This is a genomic window from Methylobacterium sp. NMS14P, from assembly GCF_028583545.1.
Classification (GTDB): domain Bacteria; phylum Pseudomonadota; class Alphaproteobacteria; order Rhizobiales; family Beijerinckiaceae; genus Methylobacterium.
The window spans coordinates 1,484,453-1,500,538 of record NZ_CP087106.1; the positions used below are offsets into that span (position 1 = coordinate 1,484,453).

Below are 16,086 nucleotides of genomic sequence, written 5' to 3' on the forward strand. Positions count from 1 at the left end.
TGATGGACCCGATCCGCATCGGCCTCGTGGGCGTCGGCAAGATCGCCCGCGATCAGCACCTGCCGGTCATCGCCGCCTCGCCGGACTACGCGCTCGTGGCGGTGGCGAGCCGGCACGGCGGCCTCGACGGGGTGCCGAGCTACGCCACCCTGGAGGCGATGCTGGCGGCGCACGGCGACCTCGACGCCGTCGCCCTGTGCCAGCCGCCGCAGGCGCGGTTCGCGGCGGCCCTGGCGGGGATCGCGGCGGGCCGCCACGTCTTCCTCGAGAAGCCCCCGGGCGCGACGCTGGCCGAGGTCGGGCTCCTGGTCGCGGCCGCGCGGGACCGGGGCGTGAGCCTGTTCGCGAGCTGGCACTCCCGCTACGCGCCGGGGGTGGAGCCCGCCCGCCGATGGCTGTCGGGCCGCAGGATCCGGTCGGTGGCGATCGACTGGCTGGAGGATGTCCGGCACTGGCACCCGGGCCAGGACTGGATCTGGGACGCCGGCGGGATGGGCGTGTTCGATCCGGGGATCAACGCCCTGTCGATCGCCACCCACATCCTGCCGCCGTTCCTCCTGACCGGCGCGACCTTGTCGGTGCCGGCGAACCGGCAGGCGCCGATCGCCGCCGACCTGCACTTCGCGGACGCCGCCGGCACGCCGATCCGCGCCCGGTTCGACTGGCGCCAGACCGGGCCGCAGACCTGGGACATCCGCGTCGAGACCGACGACGGTCCCTTGGTCCTGTCGCGGGGCGGGGCCGCCCTGACGATCGCCGGCCGCGACCAGCCGCTCCCGCCCGAGGCGGAGTACCGCGGCCTCTACGACCGCTTCGCCGCCCTGGTCCGCTCCGGCACCAGCGACGTCGACCTGAATCCGCTGATCCACGCCGCCGACGCCTTCATGCGCGGCGAGCGCCGCACGGTGGAGGCCTTCACGGACTGACCGGACACGGACTGCCCGGGAAGGCCCCTGCGGGACACGAACGCGACAGAGCCAGGCAAGGCCGCGCGGTTAAGGGGGAGTCACACATGGGAAAGCATTGGGGAAAGCATTGGGGAAAGCATCGGCGATGGGCCGCGCTCGCGTTCTGCGCGGCGGCGTTCACGGCGGGCGCGGGCCCGGCGGTCGCGCAGGTTGAGGCGACGGCCCCGGACGGGGGACCGTCCCCGGTGAATCCGGGGCGGGAGGCGAGCCCGGCGCAGAAGGCCAGGTATCGGGCGAACCGCGCCCGGCGGCGGGTCATCCGGGAGGCGCGGAGCTTCTCGGGCGCCAGCAGCGCCGCGGCCAGCCTCGACGTGCAGGGCAGCAGCGCGACGCCGCCTAGCCTGCCGCCGGGCACCCTCGATCTCGGCAACGGGATCAGCATGATCCTGAACTATACGGGCGAGTTCGCCGCCAACCCGTCCGGCGGCATCCGGCAGGGATCGGCCTATGCGGGCCAGATCGCGTTCGGCCTCGACGCCGATCTCGCCCGCCTCGCCGGCATCGACGGCGGCTCGGTCCACACGCTCGTCACCCAGCGCCACGGCCGGAGCCTGGCGCAGGATGACATCGGCTTCAACGGCAGCGTGCAGGAGATCTACGGCGGCGGCCAGACCGCCCACCTGACGCTGCTGTCCTACGAGCAGAAGCTGCTCGACAACCGCCTCGACATCGAGGTCGGCCGCCTGCTCGCCAACCCCAACTTCCTGGCCTCGCCGCTCTACTGCAACTTCCAGAACAACGCGACCTGCGGCGCGCCCAAGTCCATCTTCAAGCTGACGAACTTCACCTACTGGCCGATCGCGACCTGGGGCGGCCACGCCAAGGCCTGGGTCAACGACACGGTGTTCCTGCACGCCGGCATCTACGAGGTGAACCCGCGCGACCAGCTGCCGACCCAGAACGGCATCGACTGGTCGACCCGCGGCGCCACCGGAGTCCTCGTCCCGGTAGAGGTCGGCTACTCGACCAATTTCGGCAACGACCCGCTGCCGCGCAACTACAGCATCGGCGCCGTGTTCGACCGGTCGGACTACAAGGATCCCGTGCTCGACCGGCGGGGCGGCGCGCAGGTCTTCAGCGGCCTCGATCCGCTGACCCGGTTCGGGCGGTCGGCGATCTACGCCCGCTTCGACCAGATGGTCTGGCGGCCGGATCCGAACGGCGTCCAGGGCCTGTCGGTGTTCGGCGTCGTCATCGGCGGCACCGGCGGCCGGCAGACCCAGGACTACTTCCTGGAGGGCGGCGCCGTCCTGACCGGCACCTTCCCGGGCCGGCCCTACGACACCCTCGGCCTCGTCGTCGCCATGGAGAAGCTCTCGCCGCTGGGCACGGCCAATATCCGGGCGGCGCGCGCGTCGCTGGGGCTCGGCACCCGGAACGTCGAGTCCCTGCAGACCATCCTGGAGCTGAGCTACGGCATCCAGCTCACCCCGGCGGTGCGGCTGATGCCGAACCTGCAATACGTGATCGACCCGGACCAGACCCGCTTCCCGTTCCGCCCGAAGCCGATCCCGGACGCCTTCGTGATCGGCGCGAAGCTGTCGGTGGACCTGTTCACCCTGGCGGGCCTCGCGAAGGGCCCGGGCAGCCAGTAGCGGTCCGACCACCCCGGCGCCCGCCCCTGCGGGCGCCGGGCCCTCGGACCCGGCCGGGGGAGGGGCCGTCCCGCGACCGCGAGGCCCGGTTTCGCGCTGCGCGCGCCTTCGTGTACGAGACCGGGCTCCGCGTTCCGTCGCGCGGTCGACGGGCCCGGCCCGTGGGACGACGGCAGAGACCTCGACATGGCAGTGACCGATCACGACGCGGCACCGGTCTCCACCGGGGTGACCGGCCTCGACCACATCCTGGCCGGCGGCTACGCGTCCCAGCGCTCGCACCTCATCGAGGGGCGGCCCGGATCCGGCAAGACGACGCTGGCGATGCAGTTCCTCCTCGACGGCGTGCGGCGGGGCGAGCGCTGCCTGTACATCACGCTCTCGGAGAGCCGGCGCGAGCTCCTGAACGTCGCGGAGCGCCACGGCTGGTCCCTCGACGGCATCGAGATCTGCGAGCTCGTCGCGCCGGAACTCAGCCTCGATCCCGGGCAGCAGCAGAGCCTCGTCCACTCGTCCGACCTCGAACTCGGCGAGACCGTGCGGATGGCGATCGCCGAGATCGAGCGGCTCAGGCCGCAGCGCGTGGTGTTCGACAGCCTGTCGGAGATCCGGCTGCTCTCGCAGGGATCGCTGCGCTACCGCAGGCAGGTCCACGCCCTGCGCAGCTTCCTGCTCATCCAGAACACCACGGCGCTGCTCCTCGACGACCTCACCGCCGAGACGGACGACCTGAACCTGCACAGTCTCAGCCATGCCGTGATCCGGCTGGAGCAGCTCGCGCCCCTGTACGGCGGCGAGCGGCGGCGCCTGCGCGTCATCAAGATGCGCGGCACGCCGTTCCGCGGCGGGTTCCACGACTACGTGATCCGGCGCGGCGGGCTCACGGTGTTCCCGCGCCTCGTCGCGGCCGAGCATCTCGGCACCTTTCCCGACGACCAGTGCGGCACGGGCAGCCCCGAACTGGACCAGCTGCTCGGCGGCGGCCTCGACCGGGGCACCAGCACGATGCTGATCGGCCCGTCCGGCGTCGGCAAGTCCACGGTGGCGCTCACCTGCGTCACGGCGGCGATCGCCCGCGGCGAGCGGGCGCTGATCCTCAGCTTCGACGAGACCACCGGCGTCCTGAGTCGCCGGGCCCGCGGCCTCGCCATGCCGGTCGACGACGCGATCGCCGCCGGAGCGCTCATCGTCGAGCAGATCGACCCGGCCGAGGTCTCGCCCGGCGAACTCGCCGACATCGTGCAGAACGCGGTCGAGCACGAGCGCGTGACGATGGTCGTGATCGACTCCCTGACCGGCTATCACAACGCCATGCCGGAGGAGAATTACCTGCTCCTGCAGATGCACGAGCTGCTGACCTACCTGAACCAGCAGGGCGTGCTCTCGCTCCTCATCCTGGCCCAGCACGGCATGATCGGGGCGATGGGCGCGAACGTCGACCTGACCTACCTCAGCGACACGATCCTGCTGTTCCGCACCTTCGAGGCCGACGGGCGGCTGCGGCGCGCGATCTCGGTCGTGAAGAAGCGGACCGGCAGCCACGAGGACACGATCCGCGAATTGCGGATCGACTCCAGCGGGATCCGCGTTGGCGATCCGCTCAGCGCGTTCCGAGGTATCATGACCGGCGTTCCGACATTCGAGGGTGAGCGGTCGTCGCTCCTGCCGACCCGCGCGGCTGATGACCGAGGCTGAACTGCCGGTTCTCATCTTCACGCCGGGTGGCCGCGACGCCGTCGTCGCCGCGACCATCCTCGGCGAGGCGCGGATCGCGGCACAGGTGTGCGGCAGCCTCGCGGAGGTGGTCTCCCGGCTCGACACGGCCGCCTGCGCGGTCCTCACCGAGGAGGCGCTGCTCTCCTCGAACCGCCAGGCCCTGGCGGACTGGATCGCCGCGCAGCCGCCCTGGTCCGATTTCCCGTTCATCCTCCTGCGGCTGCGGGGCGCCGTGCCCAACGCGCAGCTGACCGACATGCTGGGCAACGTGAGCGTGCTGGAGCGTCCGTTCCATCCGGCGACCCTGGTCATGGCCGCCCGCTCCGCCCATCGCGCCAAGCGCCGGCAGCTCGAGGCGCGGGCCTATCTCGAGGAGCGCGAGCGCACGACCGAGCGGCAGGCGCTCCTGATCCGCGAGCTGCATCACCGGGTGAAGAACACGCTGGCGACCGTGCAGGCGCTGCTCGGGGCCTCGGCGCGCTCCGCCACCAGCGTCGACGCGTTCTACGCGTCGTTCTCGGCGCGGGTGATCTCGCTGGCCAAGACCCACAATCTCCTGACCGAGGATTACTGGCAGCAGGCGGCCCTGCGCGAGATGCTGATGAACGAGCTCGGCCCCTACAACGACGTCGAGGGCTCCCGCATCCAGCTGGACGGCCCCGCGATCGACCTGATGGGCGACCTCGCGGTCCCGACCGGCATGGCCATCCACGAGCTGACGACCAACGCGGCCAAGCACGGCGCGCTGTCCGTTCCCGAGGGCCGGATCGCGATCCGCTGGGATATCGAGCAGACGCCGGCCGCCCGCATGCTCCACCTCGACTGGACCGAGCGGGGCGGTCCGACCACGGCGACGCCGACCCGGAAGGGCTTCGGCTCGACGCTGCTGCAGCGCGTCCTGAAGGTCCAGTGCCAGGCGGAGATCGCCTTCGACTTCCAGCCGGCGGGGCTGCACTTCACCATGCGGGCGCCGCTGCCCGAGACGCGCGTCGTCCCGGCCTACTGAGGCCGTCAGGGTTCCGGATCCGACGCCGCGTCGGGCGCGGGGCGTGCGCTTTCACACAGACGTGTCTTGCCTTCCGCGGCCCTGATCGAACTTATCGCAGGTGCGAGATTTGGGATGTCGCGGCACAGCGATATGTCTTGCGATGAATAGATTTGCTCCTCTCCTGGCGGCCGCACTGGCCTGGGCCGTGTTCGGCACCTGGGCCGAAGCCCGGCGCTCGGCTTTGCAGAAGGACATCCCGGCGCTCCGTCCGGGGATCGAGGCCGATCTGGCGGCGAGACACTGTCCGAACGTCCGGATCGATGCGGAGCGATTCCGCCAGTTCTCCCACGAGAACCACCTGAATCACGCCGACTTCTTCACCAAGAAGCGCTCGGTCGCCCTGCAGCACGACCTCGACGCGGAGGCGACGCAGCTCCGCGAGCGTCCCGAGGAGGCCTGCGCGCAGATGTGGACCAAGTACGGCGACGACGGCACCGTCCAGCATCTCCTCGTTCGCAAGTAGGCGCGCGCCCGCCGATCGGGGCCCTGCCGGGCGCGCCGACGATGACGGTGGTGAGGACGGCGCCGACGCCCGCGGGGATGTCACCGCGGAAGGGTCGCCGGCTGCCCCAGCGTCCGCCGCCGCACCGGGCACCGCTCTCGGCGATTCGGTTCCAAGCCCGCCCGCGTTTCGAGAACACGCTTCTCCCGCCGGGCTCACCGGGAGACCGAACCTCCGATTCTCGCGCGACTGAACCGCGAGGACGCAAGATCTCTCCGCCGCTCCGCGCGGCTGACGAGATGAAACTCCGTATTCCAGGCCCGTTTTCGAGGAGAATGTTTTTCCTTCACCGGGGAATTGGGAACGCCGTTTCATTGACGGCGGAAGTTGCGGCCATCAATTCTAGCGGCCTGTTCGGATGTCCGGCCGCGCAACCTCCGCTCTTCGGAGTCGGGGCGGTCCGTCATCCTGTCTCACAGCAAGGCATCCGGAATGACACGACCGAGACTCGTCGGGCTGAGCGCCAACGTGCAGCGGCCCTCCAAGACCCGCACGCTGGTGGATGCCGTGCTCCGCGAGGCCAGCGCCCAGGCTCCCCTCGACGCGCAGATCCTCGACTTCGTCGATGCCGGGCCCGGTCTCGGCGCCGCCTGGACCCGCGACCAGCTCACGCCGGCCGCGCGCAGCGTGCTCGCGGCCATCGAGGAGGCGGACGGGCTCGTGGTCGGCTCGCCGGTCTACAAGGGCGCCTATACCGGCCTGTTCAAGCACCTGTTCGACCTGGTCGATCCGGGCGCGCTCGCCGGAAAGCCCGTGGCGATCGTGGCCACGGGCGGCGGCGCGCGCCACGCCCTCGTGGTCGAGCACGCCTTCCGGCCGCTCTTCGGCTTCTTCGGGGCGCTCCAGATCCCGACCGCGGTCTACGCCTCCGATCCCGATTTCAGCGACGGCGTGCTGACCGAGACCGGCGTGCGCGCCCGCGCCCGCGAGGCCGGCGGGCAGCTTGCCGCGCTCCTCGTGCACCGGGCGGCCGCGGCCCCGCCCGCCCTCGCCGCCGCCGAGTGAGGCGGCCGATGCTCGACCGTCGCGCCCTGCTGGCCGCCCTCGCGGCCCTGCCCCTCGAGCCGGCCCTCGCCCCGGGCGTCCGGGCGGCCGAGCCCGGCGTGCTGCGGATCGGCTACCAGAAGAACGGCATCCTGGTCGTCGCCAAGCAGCAGGGCCTCGTCGAGAAGCGCCTGGAGCCTCTCGGACACGCGGTGCGCTGGGTCGAGTTCTCCTTCGGGCCGCCGCTGCTGGAAGCCCTGTCGGTGGGCGGGATCGATGTCGGCGTGACCGGCGACGCGCCGCCGATCTTCGCCCAGGCCGCGCGGTCCGACCTGGTCTACGCGGCCGCCCAGGAGGGCGGGAGCTCCGGTGCCGGGATCCTGCTGCCGAAGGGCTCGGCGCTGCGCGACCTCGCCGACCTCAGGGGCAAGCGGGTCGCCTTCGCCAAGGGGACGAGCGCGCACAACCTGACCATCGCGGCGCTGGAGAAGGCCGGCCTGGGCTACGCCGATATCGAGCCCGTGATCCTGGCCCCCGCCGACGCCGCGGCGGCCTTCGCCCGCGGCGGCGTCGACGCCTGGACGATCTGGGACCCGTATCTCGCCATCGCCGAGCAGGGCGAGGGTGTGCGCGTGCTGACGCTCGCCACCGACATCGCCCCGCAGAACACCTTCCTGCTGGCGAGCCGCCCCTTCGCGGAGACCCGCACCCCGGTGCTGACCGCGGTGATCGACGCCCTGGGCGCGGTGGCGACCTGGTGCGCGCAGAACCGGGGCGCGGTCGCCGCGCTCCTGTCGCAGGGCACCGGCGTGCCGCTGGCGGCCACGCGGCGGGCGGTGGACCGGGCCGAGTACGTGTTCGGCCCGATGACCGACCGCGTCGTCGCCGAGCAGCAGCGGGTCGCCGACCGCTTCCACGCCCTGAAACTGATCCCCAAGCCGATCCGCATCGCCGACGCGGTCTGGACGCCCCCCGCCCGCAACGGCTGAGACCGACCGCAGAGAGCCATGACCGACCGATCGCACCGCGCGCTGTCCCTGTCGCCCGCCAGCGGCCCCGCCCCGAACCGTCGCCTCCTCCTGTCCGCCGGGCTCGGCCTCGCGGCGGCCGCGCTGCTGCGGCCGGCCCGCGCGGCCGGCAGCATCCGGATCGGCTACCAGAAATACGGGTCGCTCGTGCTGCTGAAGGGTCGCGGCACCCTGGAGAAGGCCCTCCAGCCCCTCGGCACCGCGGTGGCGTGGTCCGAATTCCCGTCCGGGCCGCCGCTGCTGGAGGCGCTGAACGCCGGGGCGATCGATTTCGGCTCGGCCGGCGAGGCGCCCCCGATCTTCGCCCAGGCCGCGAGCCCGGAGCTGCGCTACGTCGCCACCGAGCCGCCGGCGCCGCGGGGCGAGGCGATCCTCGTGCCCAAGGACAGCCCGATCCGCAGCGTCGCCGAACTGCGCGGCAAGACCATCGCGCTCAACAAGGGCTCGAACGTCCATTACCTGCTGGTGCGCGCCCTGGAGCAGGCCGGCGTCCCCTACGACGCGGTGAAGCTCGCCTTCCTGGCACCGGCCGACGCCAACGCCGCCTTCGTGCGCGGATCGGTCGATGCCTGGGTGATCTGGGACCCGTTCCAGGCCGCCGCCGAGCGCGCCACGGGCGCCCGGGTCCTGGTCGACGGGCGCGGGGTCGACGGGCACGCCCTCGCCCCGAACCGCCAGTTCTACCTGTCCCGGCGCGGCTTCACCGACACCAGCCCCGCGATCGTCTCGGCCGTGCTGAAGGCGATCGGGGAGATCGACGCCTGGGCCGAGGGCCATGCCGACGCCGTGGCGGCGGAACTGGCGCCCTCGGTGGGCATCCCCGCACCGGTCCTCGCCGTGGCGCTCGGCCGCCTGTCCTACGGCGTCGCGCCCCTGGATGCGGCCGCGATCGCCGACCAGCAGAAGGTCGCCGACGCCTTCCACGGCCTCGGGCTCCTGCCGAAGCCCATCCGGGTCGCCGACGCGGTCTGGACGCCGCCCGGGCCCGCGGACGCCGTCAAGTCCGAGAAGCGGACGGAGAACCGCTGATGCGCCCCTCCAAGCTCGATCGCCTGCGCGACTCCGCGGTGCCCTGGCTGCTGCCGGCCGCCATCCTGCTCGGCTGGCAGGCCGCGGTCTCGGCCGGCCTCGTCTCCAACCGCTTCATGCCGGCGCCCCTCGACGTGGTCCGGGCCGGCTGGGAGGCCGGGCGGACCGGGGAACTCTGGACCAATCTCGGCGTCAGCACCCTGCGGGCGCTGGCAGGCTTCGTGATCGGCGGCGGCATCGGCTTCGGGCTCGGCCTCGCCAACGGCCTGTCCCGCCTGTCCGAGCGGCTGACCGACACCTCGGTGCAGATGGTGCGCAACGTGCCACACCTGTCGCTGATCCCGCTGGTGATCCTGTGGTTCGGCATCGGCGAGGAGGCCAAGCTGTTCCTCGTGGCGCTCGGCGTGTTCTTCCCGATCTACGCCAACACCCTGCACGGCATCCGCTCGGTGGATCCGGGCCTCGTGGAGATGGGCCGGGTCTACGGCATGTCCCGCACCGAGCTGTTCACCCGCGTGGTGCTGCCCGGCGCCCTGCCGTCGATCTTCGTGGGCCTGCGCTACGCGCTGGGCATCATGTGGCTGACGCTGATCGTCGCCGAGACGATCTCGGCCTCGTCGGGGCTCGGCTACATGGCCATGCAGGCCCGCGAGTTCATGCTGGTCGACGTCGTCGTGCTGGCGATCCTGATCTACGCCGCCCTCGGCAAACTCGCCGACGCCCTGACCCGCCAGCTCGAGCGCGCCTGCCTCGCCTGGAACCCCGCCTACAGGAGCGCCTGATGCTGCTCGACGCCGTCCGCCGCGAGGCGCTTCCCTTCCCGGGCACGGATCCGCGGCCGGCACCCGGCGCCGCGCCGGGGCGCAGGCCTTCGGATTCACCCGCGGATCTACCCGCGGACTCGCCCGCCGAGCCGCCGGCCCGCGGGATCGCCGTCACCGTCCGCGACCTGCACAAGAGCTTCGACGGCAACGCCGTCATCGAGGGCCTGAACCTGTTCCTGCCGGCCGGCGGGTTCACCGCGGTGGTCGGCCGCTCCGGCTGCGGCAAGAGCACCCTGCTGCGCCTCATCCTCGGGCTCGACACGCCCACCGGCGGCCGGATCGACCTGGAGGGGCCGGCGAGTTCCCCGCGCCGGTCGGAGCCGCCGAAGCGGATCATGTTCCAGGAGCCGCGGCTGCTGCCCTGGGCGCGGGTCGTCGACAACGTCGCGGTCGGCCTGTCGGGGCACGGCTCCCGGGCCGAGCGCCGGGAGCGGGCGCTCGCGGCGCTCGCCGAGGTCGGCCTCGCCGACAAGGCCGGGCAGTGGCCCGCCACCCTGTCGGGCGGCCAGCGCCAGCGCGTGGCCCTGGCCCGGGCGCTGGTGAGCCGGCCGGGCCTGCTCGCCCTCGACGAGCCGCTGGGCGCCCTCGACGCCCTGACCCGGATCGGCATGCAGGACCTGATCGAGCGGATCTGGCGGGCGCAGGGGTTCACCGCGCTCCTCGTCACGCACGACGTCACCGAGGCGGTGGCGCTGGCCGACCGCATCCTCGTGGTCGACGAAGGGCGGATCGCCCTCGATCTGCGGGTCGACGTGCCGCGCCCGCGCCGGCGCGGGGACCCGGACCTCGCCCGCCTCGAAGGCCGCATCCTCGATCACCTGCTCGGATCGCAGCCGAACGCCTGAATGCGGACCGCCGTTTCCCGGAAGCGGCGGACCGCCCTAGCTCTCAGAGATCGCCGGATGCGCGCAGTCGGATCCGGCTTTTGCCGCATCCGGCCGCCGGGCCGCGAAGGAGATTCCGATGACCGCACCGACTGACGGGCGCGCCGACGTCCTCTGGTTCCTGCCGACCCACGGCGACGGCCGCTATCTCGGTGCGCGCGAGGGGGCCCGGGACGTCTCGCTCAGCTATCTCCGGCAGATCGCGCAGGGGGCGGACGAGCTCGGCTATTACGGCGTGCTGCTGCCCACCGGGCGCTCCTGCGAGGATTCCTGGATCGTCGCCTCGGCGCTGGCGCCGCTGACCAGGCAGCTGCGCTTCCTCGTGGCGGTCCGGCCGGGCCTGATGGAGCCCTCCGCGGCGGCCCGCATGACCGCGACCCTCGACCGGATCTCGGACGGGCGCCTCCTGATCAACGTCGTCACCGGCGGCGACCCGGTGGAACTCGCCGGCGACGGCGTGTTCCTGTCCCACGACCAGCGCTACGCCGTCACCGACGAGTTCCTGACGATCTGGCGCGGCCTGCTCGCGGGCGAGACCGTGACCTTCCAGGGCGAGCACCTGCGCACCGAGAACGGCCGGGTGATCTTCCCGCCGGTGCAGAAGCCCTACCCGCCGCTCTATTTCGGCGGCTCGTCGGCGGCCGGCATGTCGGTCGCGGCCGAGCATTGCGACGTCTACCTCACCTGGGGCGAGCCCCCGGCGCAGGTCGCCGAGAAGATCGCCGCCGCCCGGCAGGCCGCCGAGGCGAAGGGCAAGACCTTCTCGTACGGCATCCGCCTGCACGTCATCGCCCGCGAGACCGAGGCCGCGGCCTGGGAGGCCGCCGAGCAGCTGATCTCGAAGCTCGACGACGCCACCATCGCCAAGGCGCAGGAGACCCTGAAGCGGCAGGATTCCGTCGGCCAGAGCCGCATGATGGCGCTCCACGGCGGCAGCCGCGACAAGCTCGTGGTGGCGCCGAACCTCTGGGCCGGCGTCGGCCTCGTCCGCGGGGGCGCCGGGACGGCGCTGGTCGGCTCGGCCGATCAGGTCGCCGACCGGATTAAGGAGTATATCGATCTCGGGATCGACCGCTTCATCCTCTCGGGCTACCCGCACCTGGAGGAGGCCTACCGGTTCGCCGAGCTGGTCTTCCCGAAGCTGCCGCTGCGCGCGACAACCGGCCGGCCGGCCAGCAATGCCCGCAACGACGGCCCGTTCGGCGAGATCATCGCCAACGACCTCGTGCCGACCCACCGCGTCAGCGCGCACTGACCGGCGGCGGCCCCGCCGGCACGGGGCATGGCTGATCTGCATTCGGACAGCCCGGGCGTCATGGTCATGCCATCCTTGACGCCCATCCGCACCGCCCATCGCCGCGCGACCCGCTCGCGCGGCCTGGACGAGCGAAGGATTTCGATGACTTCGACCAAGACGGCCCTCCTGGCCATCGGTCTGTGCCTCGGCCCCGCCGCGGCCTTCGCGGAGCAGTCCCCGGCCCGGGAAGCCCTCAAGCAGTACTGCACCGGCGACTACATGGATTTCTGCAGCGCCTACGCGCCGGGCGGCCCGGAGGTCGAGGCCTGCTTCAAGGCCAATCTCAAGAAGCTCTCCCCGAACTGCTCGGCGGCGATCACCGCCTACAAGAAGGAGCAGCGGGCGACCAAGCGCGTCAGCGAGGTGCGCTGAGGGCCGAACGCCCGTCGCGGCGGCCGCGACCCGGAAGCCCCCGACGGCGCGGCGGATCGGCCGATCCGCCGCGCGATCCACCGCGGCGATCCCACAATGCTGCCGCGCGGAAGCGGCCTGCACGATAATTTAAGCCGGCACCTGCCATCGGTTGAGAACTGGCGTGGCCAAGGTCAGGTCCTGCGATTCGGCGACGATCCGTGCGCGTGATCGCGCGGGATCTGCCCCGGGATCTGCGAGCTCCGCGCCCATCGGAATCTCGAGACGCGGGTACCGTGCCGATGACGACAACCGACCTGACGTCCGCCGGGACCGCATCCCCGGCCGGCGGCCGCGCGGCGATGCTGCGCGGGGCCCGCATCGTGGCGGCCGCGGCCGTCACCGTGATGGTGCTGCTGCTCGACCTCATCAGCTACTCCCAGCTCATCTTCTCGGGTCCGCTGGCGGAGAGCCGCGCGGCCGGCCTGTCGGCGCTGCTCGCGGCCTACGTGCTGGGCAGCCTCGTCTTCATCGCGCTCCGCCGGACCGCGCGGATCTCGCTGTCCTTCATCGGCGCGGCCGCGATCGTGCAGGCGGCGATCGCCGCGGCGGTCGCCGGGCAGCTCGAGGCTGCCGGCATCACCGATCCGGAGACGGTCGGCCAGCTCGTCCTGGTGGCCTGCGGCGTCTCGACCTTCGCCACCGGCGTGATCTTCGCGCTGCTCGGCACGCTGCGGGCCTCCCTGCTGGTGCAGCTCCTGCCCTACCCGGTGCTCGCCGGCTTCCTCGGCGGCGTCGGGCTGCTGTTCCTGCGCAGCGGCGTGCAGATCGGCGGCCATGTCGACGATCCGGTCGCGGCGCTACTCCGCGCCGTCGACCCGGCGAACCTCGATCCGGGCCGGATCGATGCCGGGGCGCTCGCCCGCATCGGCCTGACCCTCGTCATCGGGTTCTGCGCCTTCTACATGCCGCGGATCGTCCGGCACTGGGGGACCTACCCCGCGGTGATCCTGTCGAGCCTCGCGGTGGTCCATCTCGGGCTGGCCTGGACGGGCACCAGCGTCGCCGCCGGGCAGGCATCGGGATGGCTGATCGAGCCGCTGCCGACGGGCACGCTGCTGCGGCCGCCCGCCATCGGCAGCCTGATGGCCTTCGACCCGCACCTGCTCCTGCCGATCTGGCCCAAGATCGCCACCCTGGTCGTCGTGGCGGTGATCATCCAGATCCTCTACGTGGTGAGCGTCGAGCTGGAGATCCGGCGCGACCTCGACATCGACCGGATGTTCGTCGCCTCGGGCGCCACCAACTTGCTCGGCAGCGTGTTCGGCAGCTCCGCGATGGGCTTCGGCCGGACCTCGACGCTGCTGCTGCACAATATCGGCGGCGGCCACTGGCTCGGCTGGTGGCTGACCCTCGCGGTCATGGCGGCTCTGCTCATTGTCGGCGCGAGTCCCCTGGCGCTGCTGCCCCGCCCGCTGGCCGGCGGCGCCCTGATCGCCATCGGCATCGGGCTCCTGTTCAACCTCGGCGTCGCCAGCCGCACTCTGCCGGGCTGGGAGATCGCCATCGCGCTGGTCGTGTGCGCCGCCACCGCGTATTTCGGCGCCACCACGGGCTTCCTCGTCGGCGTCCTGCTGGCGATCCTGATCTTCGGGGTCCAGTACGGGCAGATCGGCGCGATCCGCCGGGCGCAATCCGGGGCGGAGCGGCGCAGCAGCGTCATCCGCGGCCCCGACGCCGCCGCGCGGCTCGAGGCGGCCGGCGGCCGGACCCGGATCTACACCCTGCAGGGCTACCTGTTCTTCCTCAACGCGCAGGCGATCTACCGCCGGGCCGCCGCGGAGGCCGGGGACCTGCGTGTCCTGATCCTGGATTTCCGCGAGACCGTGGGGCTCGACAGCTCGGCGCTGATCGCGTTCCGCAAGGTCGGCCAGCTCGCCGAGCAGCGGCGCCTCGACGTGCTGCTGGTCCACGTGGATCCAGTGGCGCGCCTGCTGATCACCCGCAACGGGCTCACCGCCGACCCGCGTGTCCGGATCCTCGACACGCTGGACGAGGCCCTGCGCGCCGCCGAGGCGACGCTCCTGGCGGAGGCCGGCGGCGCCGGCCCGGGGGAGGTCGCCGTCTTCGCCCGGCACATGGCCGACCGGCTCGGCAGCACGTTCGGGGCGGACGACTTCGCGCCCTATCTGGCGGTCCGCGAGCTCGCGGCGGGCGCGGCGCTGATGCGCCAGGGGGAGGCGGCCGACGCCCTCTACTTCCTGGAGCAGGGCCTCGTCTCCATCGAGATGGAGGTCCCCGGCCGCGGCAACCTGCGCCTGCGCACCACCACGGCCGGCACGGTGATCGGCGAGATCGCGCTGGTCCAGGGCGGGCGGCGCACCGCCACCGCCGTCGCCGAGAGCCCCTGCCGGGTGGTCGTCATCGACCGCGCCGCCCTCGCCCGGATGGAGCGGGAGCGCCCGGACCTCGCGCTCGCCTTCCAGCGCTTCCTGATCCTGGAACTGGCCGGCAAGGTCGCCGACACGAACCGGCTGCTCGAGGCGGAGATGCAGTGAGGCGCCCGGCGGCGCACCCGCTCTCCCGATCGCCAGTCAGGCCGCCGCCAGCACCACGGCGAGCCCGAGATGGGTGACCTGGTGCAGGAACTGGTCGATGCCGATCAGCCACCAGAACCGGGCATCCGTGGTCGGCAGGCGGGTCCGCTGACTGACCAGCACCTTGCCGCGGTCGATCCCCGTGTGGATCGCGAAATCGACGAGCGCCAGCCACCAGAGGGCCGGCTTCACCGCCAGCGCGATCGCCAGCGTGCCGAGGCCGTGCAGGCCGGTATGGGCGCAGAGGGGGCCGAGCCAGGCGGAAGACCGCTGCTTGCCCTGCGCCATCCAGTCGGTCTGAAAGAAGAAATCCGCCGCGAGGTGCTTCACGGCGAACGCCAGGACCAGCAGCGCGAAGGCACCCACCGGGACGAGCGTATCGACGGACGGCATCGCGGCCCTGGCTCTCCTGCCGCGATCCTGCGGGGACGGGTTCGGCCGCGCGCACCGCGCCCCGAATCGAGGAAGCGCCAGCATACACGCGCCGGCGGACCCTGGCGCGGGCCGAGATCCGGCGCGACGGCGGGTCCGATTCCGGGCGTCCCGCCGCAGAATTCAGCATCCAGAATGACTTTTCGTCTCCTGTCGGGGCGATTGGACAGATTTCTCATCTATAACCGCGAGTATCGGGCAGATTTTTAAGTTTTAATAATTCTAATCCACGAAGATAGACGTTGTTACACGAATCGTCCACATGATAGGCGTCCCGCCTGCACGAGCCCTGCAGGTGGGACATTGTGAGCGGGACAGTGGCGACCTGGAACTGCGACGCCGGCCCCTCCGGCCGGGGGATCGCCGCGGCCCCACCGGGCCGGCCTGGCCGGCCGCCCGGCGGATCCTGGAACCTCGCGGCGTTCGAGCGCCACCGCGCCGCCTATCTCGCGCGCGCGCGCCGCATCCTCGGCTGCCCGGCCCAGGCGGAGGACGTGGTCCAGGACGTGCTGCTCCGGCTGATCGCCGATCCGCCCCCGGCCGTGACCGCGATCCAGGCCGCCTATGTCGGGCGGATGGTGCGCAACCTCGCCCTCGACCGCGCGCGGCGGCAGGGCTTCGAGCGGCGCCTGTTCACCGGCCTCGACGCCGCCCCGGACCCGGCCGATCCCGGCACGGGGACGCCCGAGGCGGCCGCGGCGTCGCGGGAATCCCTGCGGCAGGTGGAGGCCGCGGTGGCCGAGCTGCCGGAGCCGGTGCGCACGGCCTTCCAGCTCCACCGGGTCGAGGGCGTGCCGCAGATCGAGATCGCGGCCCGGCTCGGGGTCTCAC

At 72.3% G+C, this 16,086-nt stretch carries 14 protein-coding genes and 1 pseudogene; 14 read left to right on the forward strand and 1 reads right to left on the reverse strand.

Annotation, left to right across the window (positions count from 1 at the left end; genetic code table 11):
• Positions 1-2: 2 nt before the first annotated feature.
• From LOK46_RS07015 to LOK46_RS07075, 13 genes are all read left to right on the forward strand, one after another.
• Entirely contained in the window at positions 3-926 is a 924-nt protein-coding gene (locus LOK46_RS07015) for a Gfo/Idh/MocA family protein (RefSeq protein WP_273564552.1), read from the forward strand.
• 86 nt (positions 927-1,012) lie between these two features.
• Positions 1,013-2,563: a carbohydrate porin gene (locus LOK46_RS07020; protein WP_273563111.1), complete on the forward strand. Its 1,551-nt coding sequence runs from the start codon at positions 1,013-1,015 to the stop codon at positions 2,561-2,563.
• Positions 2,564-2,749: 186 nt separating this feature from the next.
• Positions 2,750-4,258, forward strand: a complete 1,509-nt coding sequence (locus LOK46_RS07025; protein ID WP_273563112.1) for an ATPase domain-containing protein — start codon at positions 2,750-2,752, stop codon at positions 4,256-4,258.
• Positions 4,245-5,285, forward strand: a complete 1,041-nt coding sequence (locus LOK46_RS07030) for a sensor histidine kinase (RefSeq protein ID WP_273563113.1) — start codon at positions 4,245-4,247, stop codon at positions 5,283-5,285. The genes LOK46_RS07025 and LOK46_RS07030 overlap by 14 nt, the downstream gene beginning before the upstream one ends.
• A 142-nt stretch (positions 5,286-5,427) precedes the next feature.
• Positions 5,428-5,790, forward strand: coding sequence for a hypothetical protein (locus LOK46_RS07035; RefSeq protein ID WP_273563114.1), 363 nt, complete (start codon positions 5,428-5,430; stop codon positions 5,788-5,790).
• 471 nt (positions 5,791-6,261) lie between these two features.
• Entirely contained in the window at positions 6,262-6,834 is a 573-nt protein-coding gene (gene msuE / locus LOK46_RS07040) for an FMN reductase (protein ID WP_273563115.1), read from the forward strand.
• An 8-nt stretch (positions 6,835-6,842) separates the two neighbouring features.
• On the forward strand, positions 6,843-7,802 hold the full coding sequence (locus LOK46_RS07045; protein WP_273563116.1) for an aliphatic sulfonate ABC transporter substrate-binding protein: 960 nt from the start codon (positions 6,843-6,845) through the stop codon (positions 7,800-7,802).
• A gap of 18 nt (positions 7,803-7,820) precedes the next feature.
• On the forward strand, positions 7,821-8,870 hold the full coding sequence (locus LOK46_RS07050; RefSeq protein WP_273563117.1) for a sulfonate ABC transporter substrate-binding protein: 1,050 nt from the start codon (positions 7,821-7,823) through the stop codon (positions 8,868-8,870).
• Positions 8,870-9,652, forward strand: coding sequence for an aliphatic sulfonate ABC transporter permease SsuC (gene ssuC / locus LOK46_RS07055; protein ID WP_273563118.1), 783 nt, complete (start codon positions 8,870-8,872; stop codon positions 9,650-9,652). The genes LOK46_RS07050 and ssuC overlap by 1 nt, the downstream gene beginning before the upstream one ends.
• Positions 9,652-10,539: an ATP-binding cassette domain-containing protein gene (locus tag LOK46_RS07060; protein ID WP_273563119.1), complete on the forward strand. Its 888-nt coding sequence runs from the start codon at positions 9,652-9,654 to the stop codon at positions 10,537-10,539. Before ssuC ends, LOK46_RS07060 begins: the two co-directional genes overlap by 1 nt.
• A 118-nt stretch (positions 10,540-10,657) precedes the next feature.
• Complete coding sequence (gene ssuD / locus LOK46_RS07065) at positions 10,658-11,833, forward strand: FMNH2-dependent alkanesulfonate monooxygenase (protein WP_273563120.1); 1,176 nt, start codon at positions 10,658-10,660, stop codon at positions 11,831-11,833.
• A 144-nt stretch (positions 11,834-11,977) separates the two neighbouring features.
• Complete coding sequence (locus LOK46_RS07070) at positions 11,978-12,247, forward strand: hypothetical protein (RefSeq protein ID WP_273563121.1); 270 nt, start codon at positions 11,978-11,980, stop codon at positions 12,245-12,247.
• A gap of 281 nt (positions 12,248-12,528) precedes the next feature.
• Positions 12,529-14,784 carry a cyclic nucleotide-binding domain-containing protein gene (locus tag LOK46_RS07075; RefSeq protein WP_273564553.1) on the forward strand — a complete coding sequence of 752 codons (2,256 nt, stop codon included), beginning with the start codon at positions 12,529-12,531 and terminating at the stop codon, positions 14,782-14,784.
• A 36-nt stretch (positions 14,785-14,820) separates the two neighbouring features.
• Here LOK46_RS07075 and LOK46_RS07080 read toward each other — a convergent pair whose 3' ends face one another.
• Entirely contained in the window at positions 14,821-15,216 is a 396-nt protein-coding gene (locus tag LOK46_RS07080; RefSeq protein WP_273563122.1) for a DUF3307 domain-containing protein, read from the reverse strand.
• Between the two features lie 356 nt (positions 15,217-15,572).
• On the opposite strand from LOK46_RS07080, the pseudogene LOK46_RS32910 reads away from it, so the two are divergent.
• Positions 15,573-16,058 (forward strand): annotated as a pseudogene (locus LOK46_RS32910) (sigma factor); the annotation flags it as partial.
• Positions 16,059-16,086 lie beyond the last annotated feature (28 nt).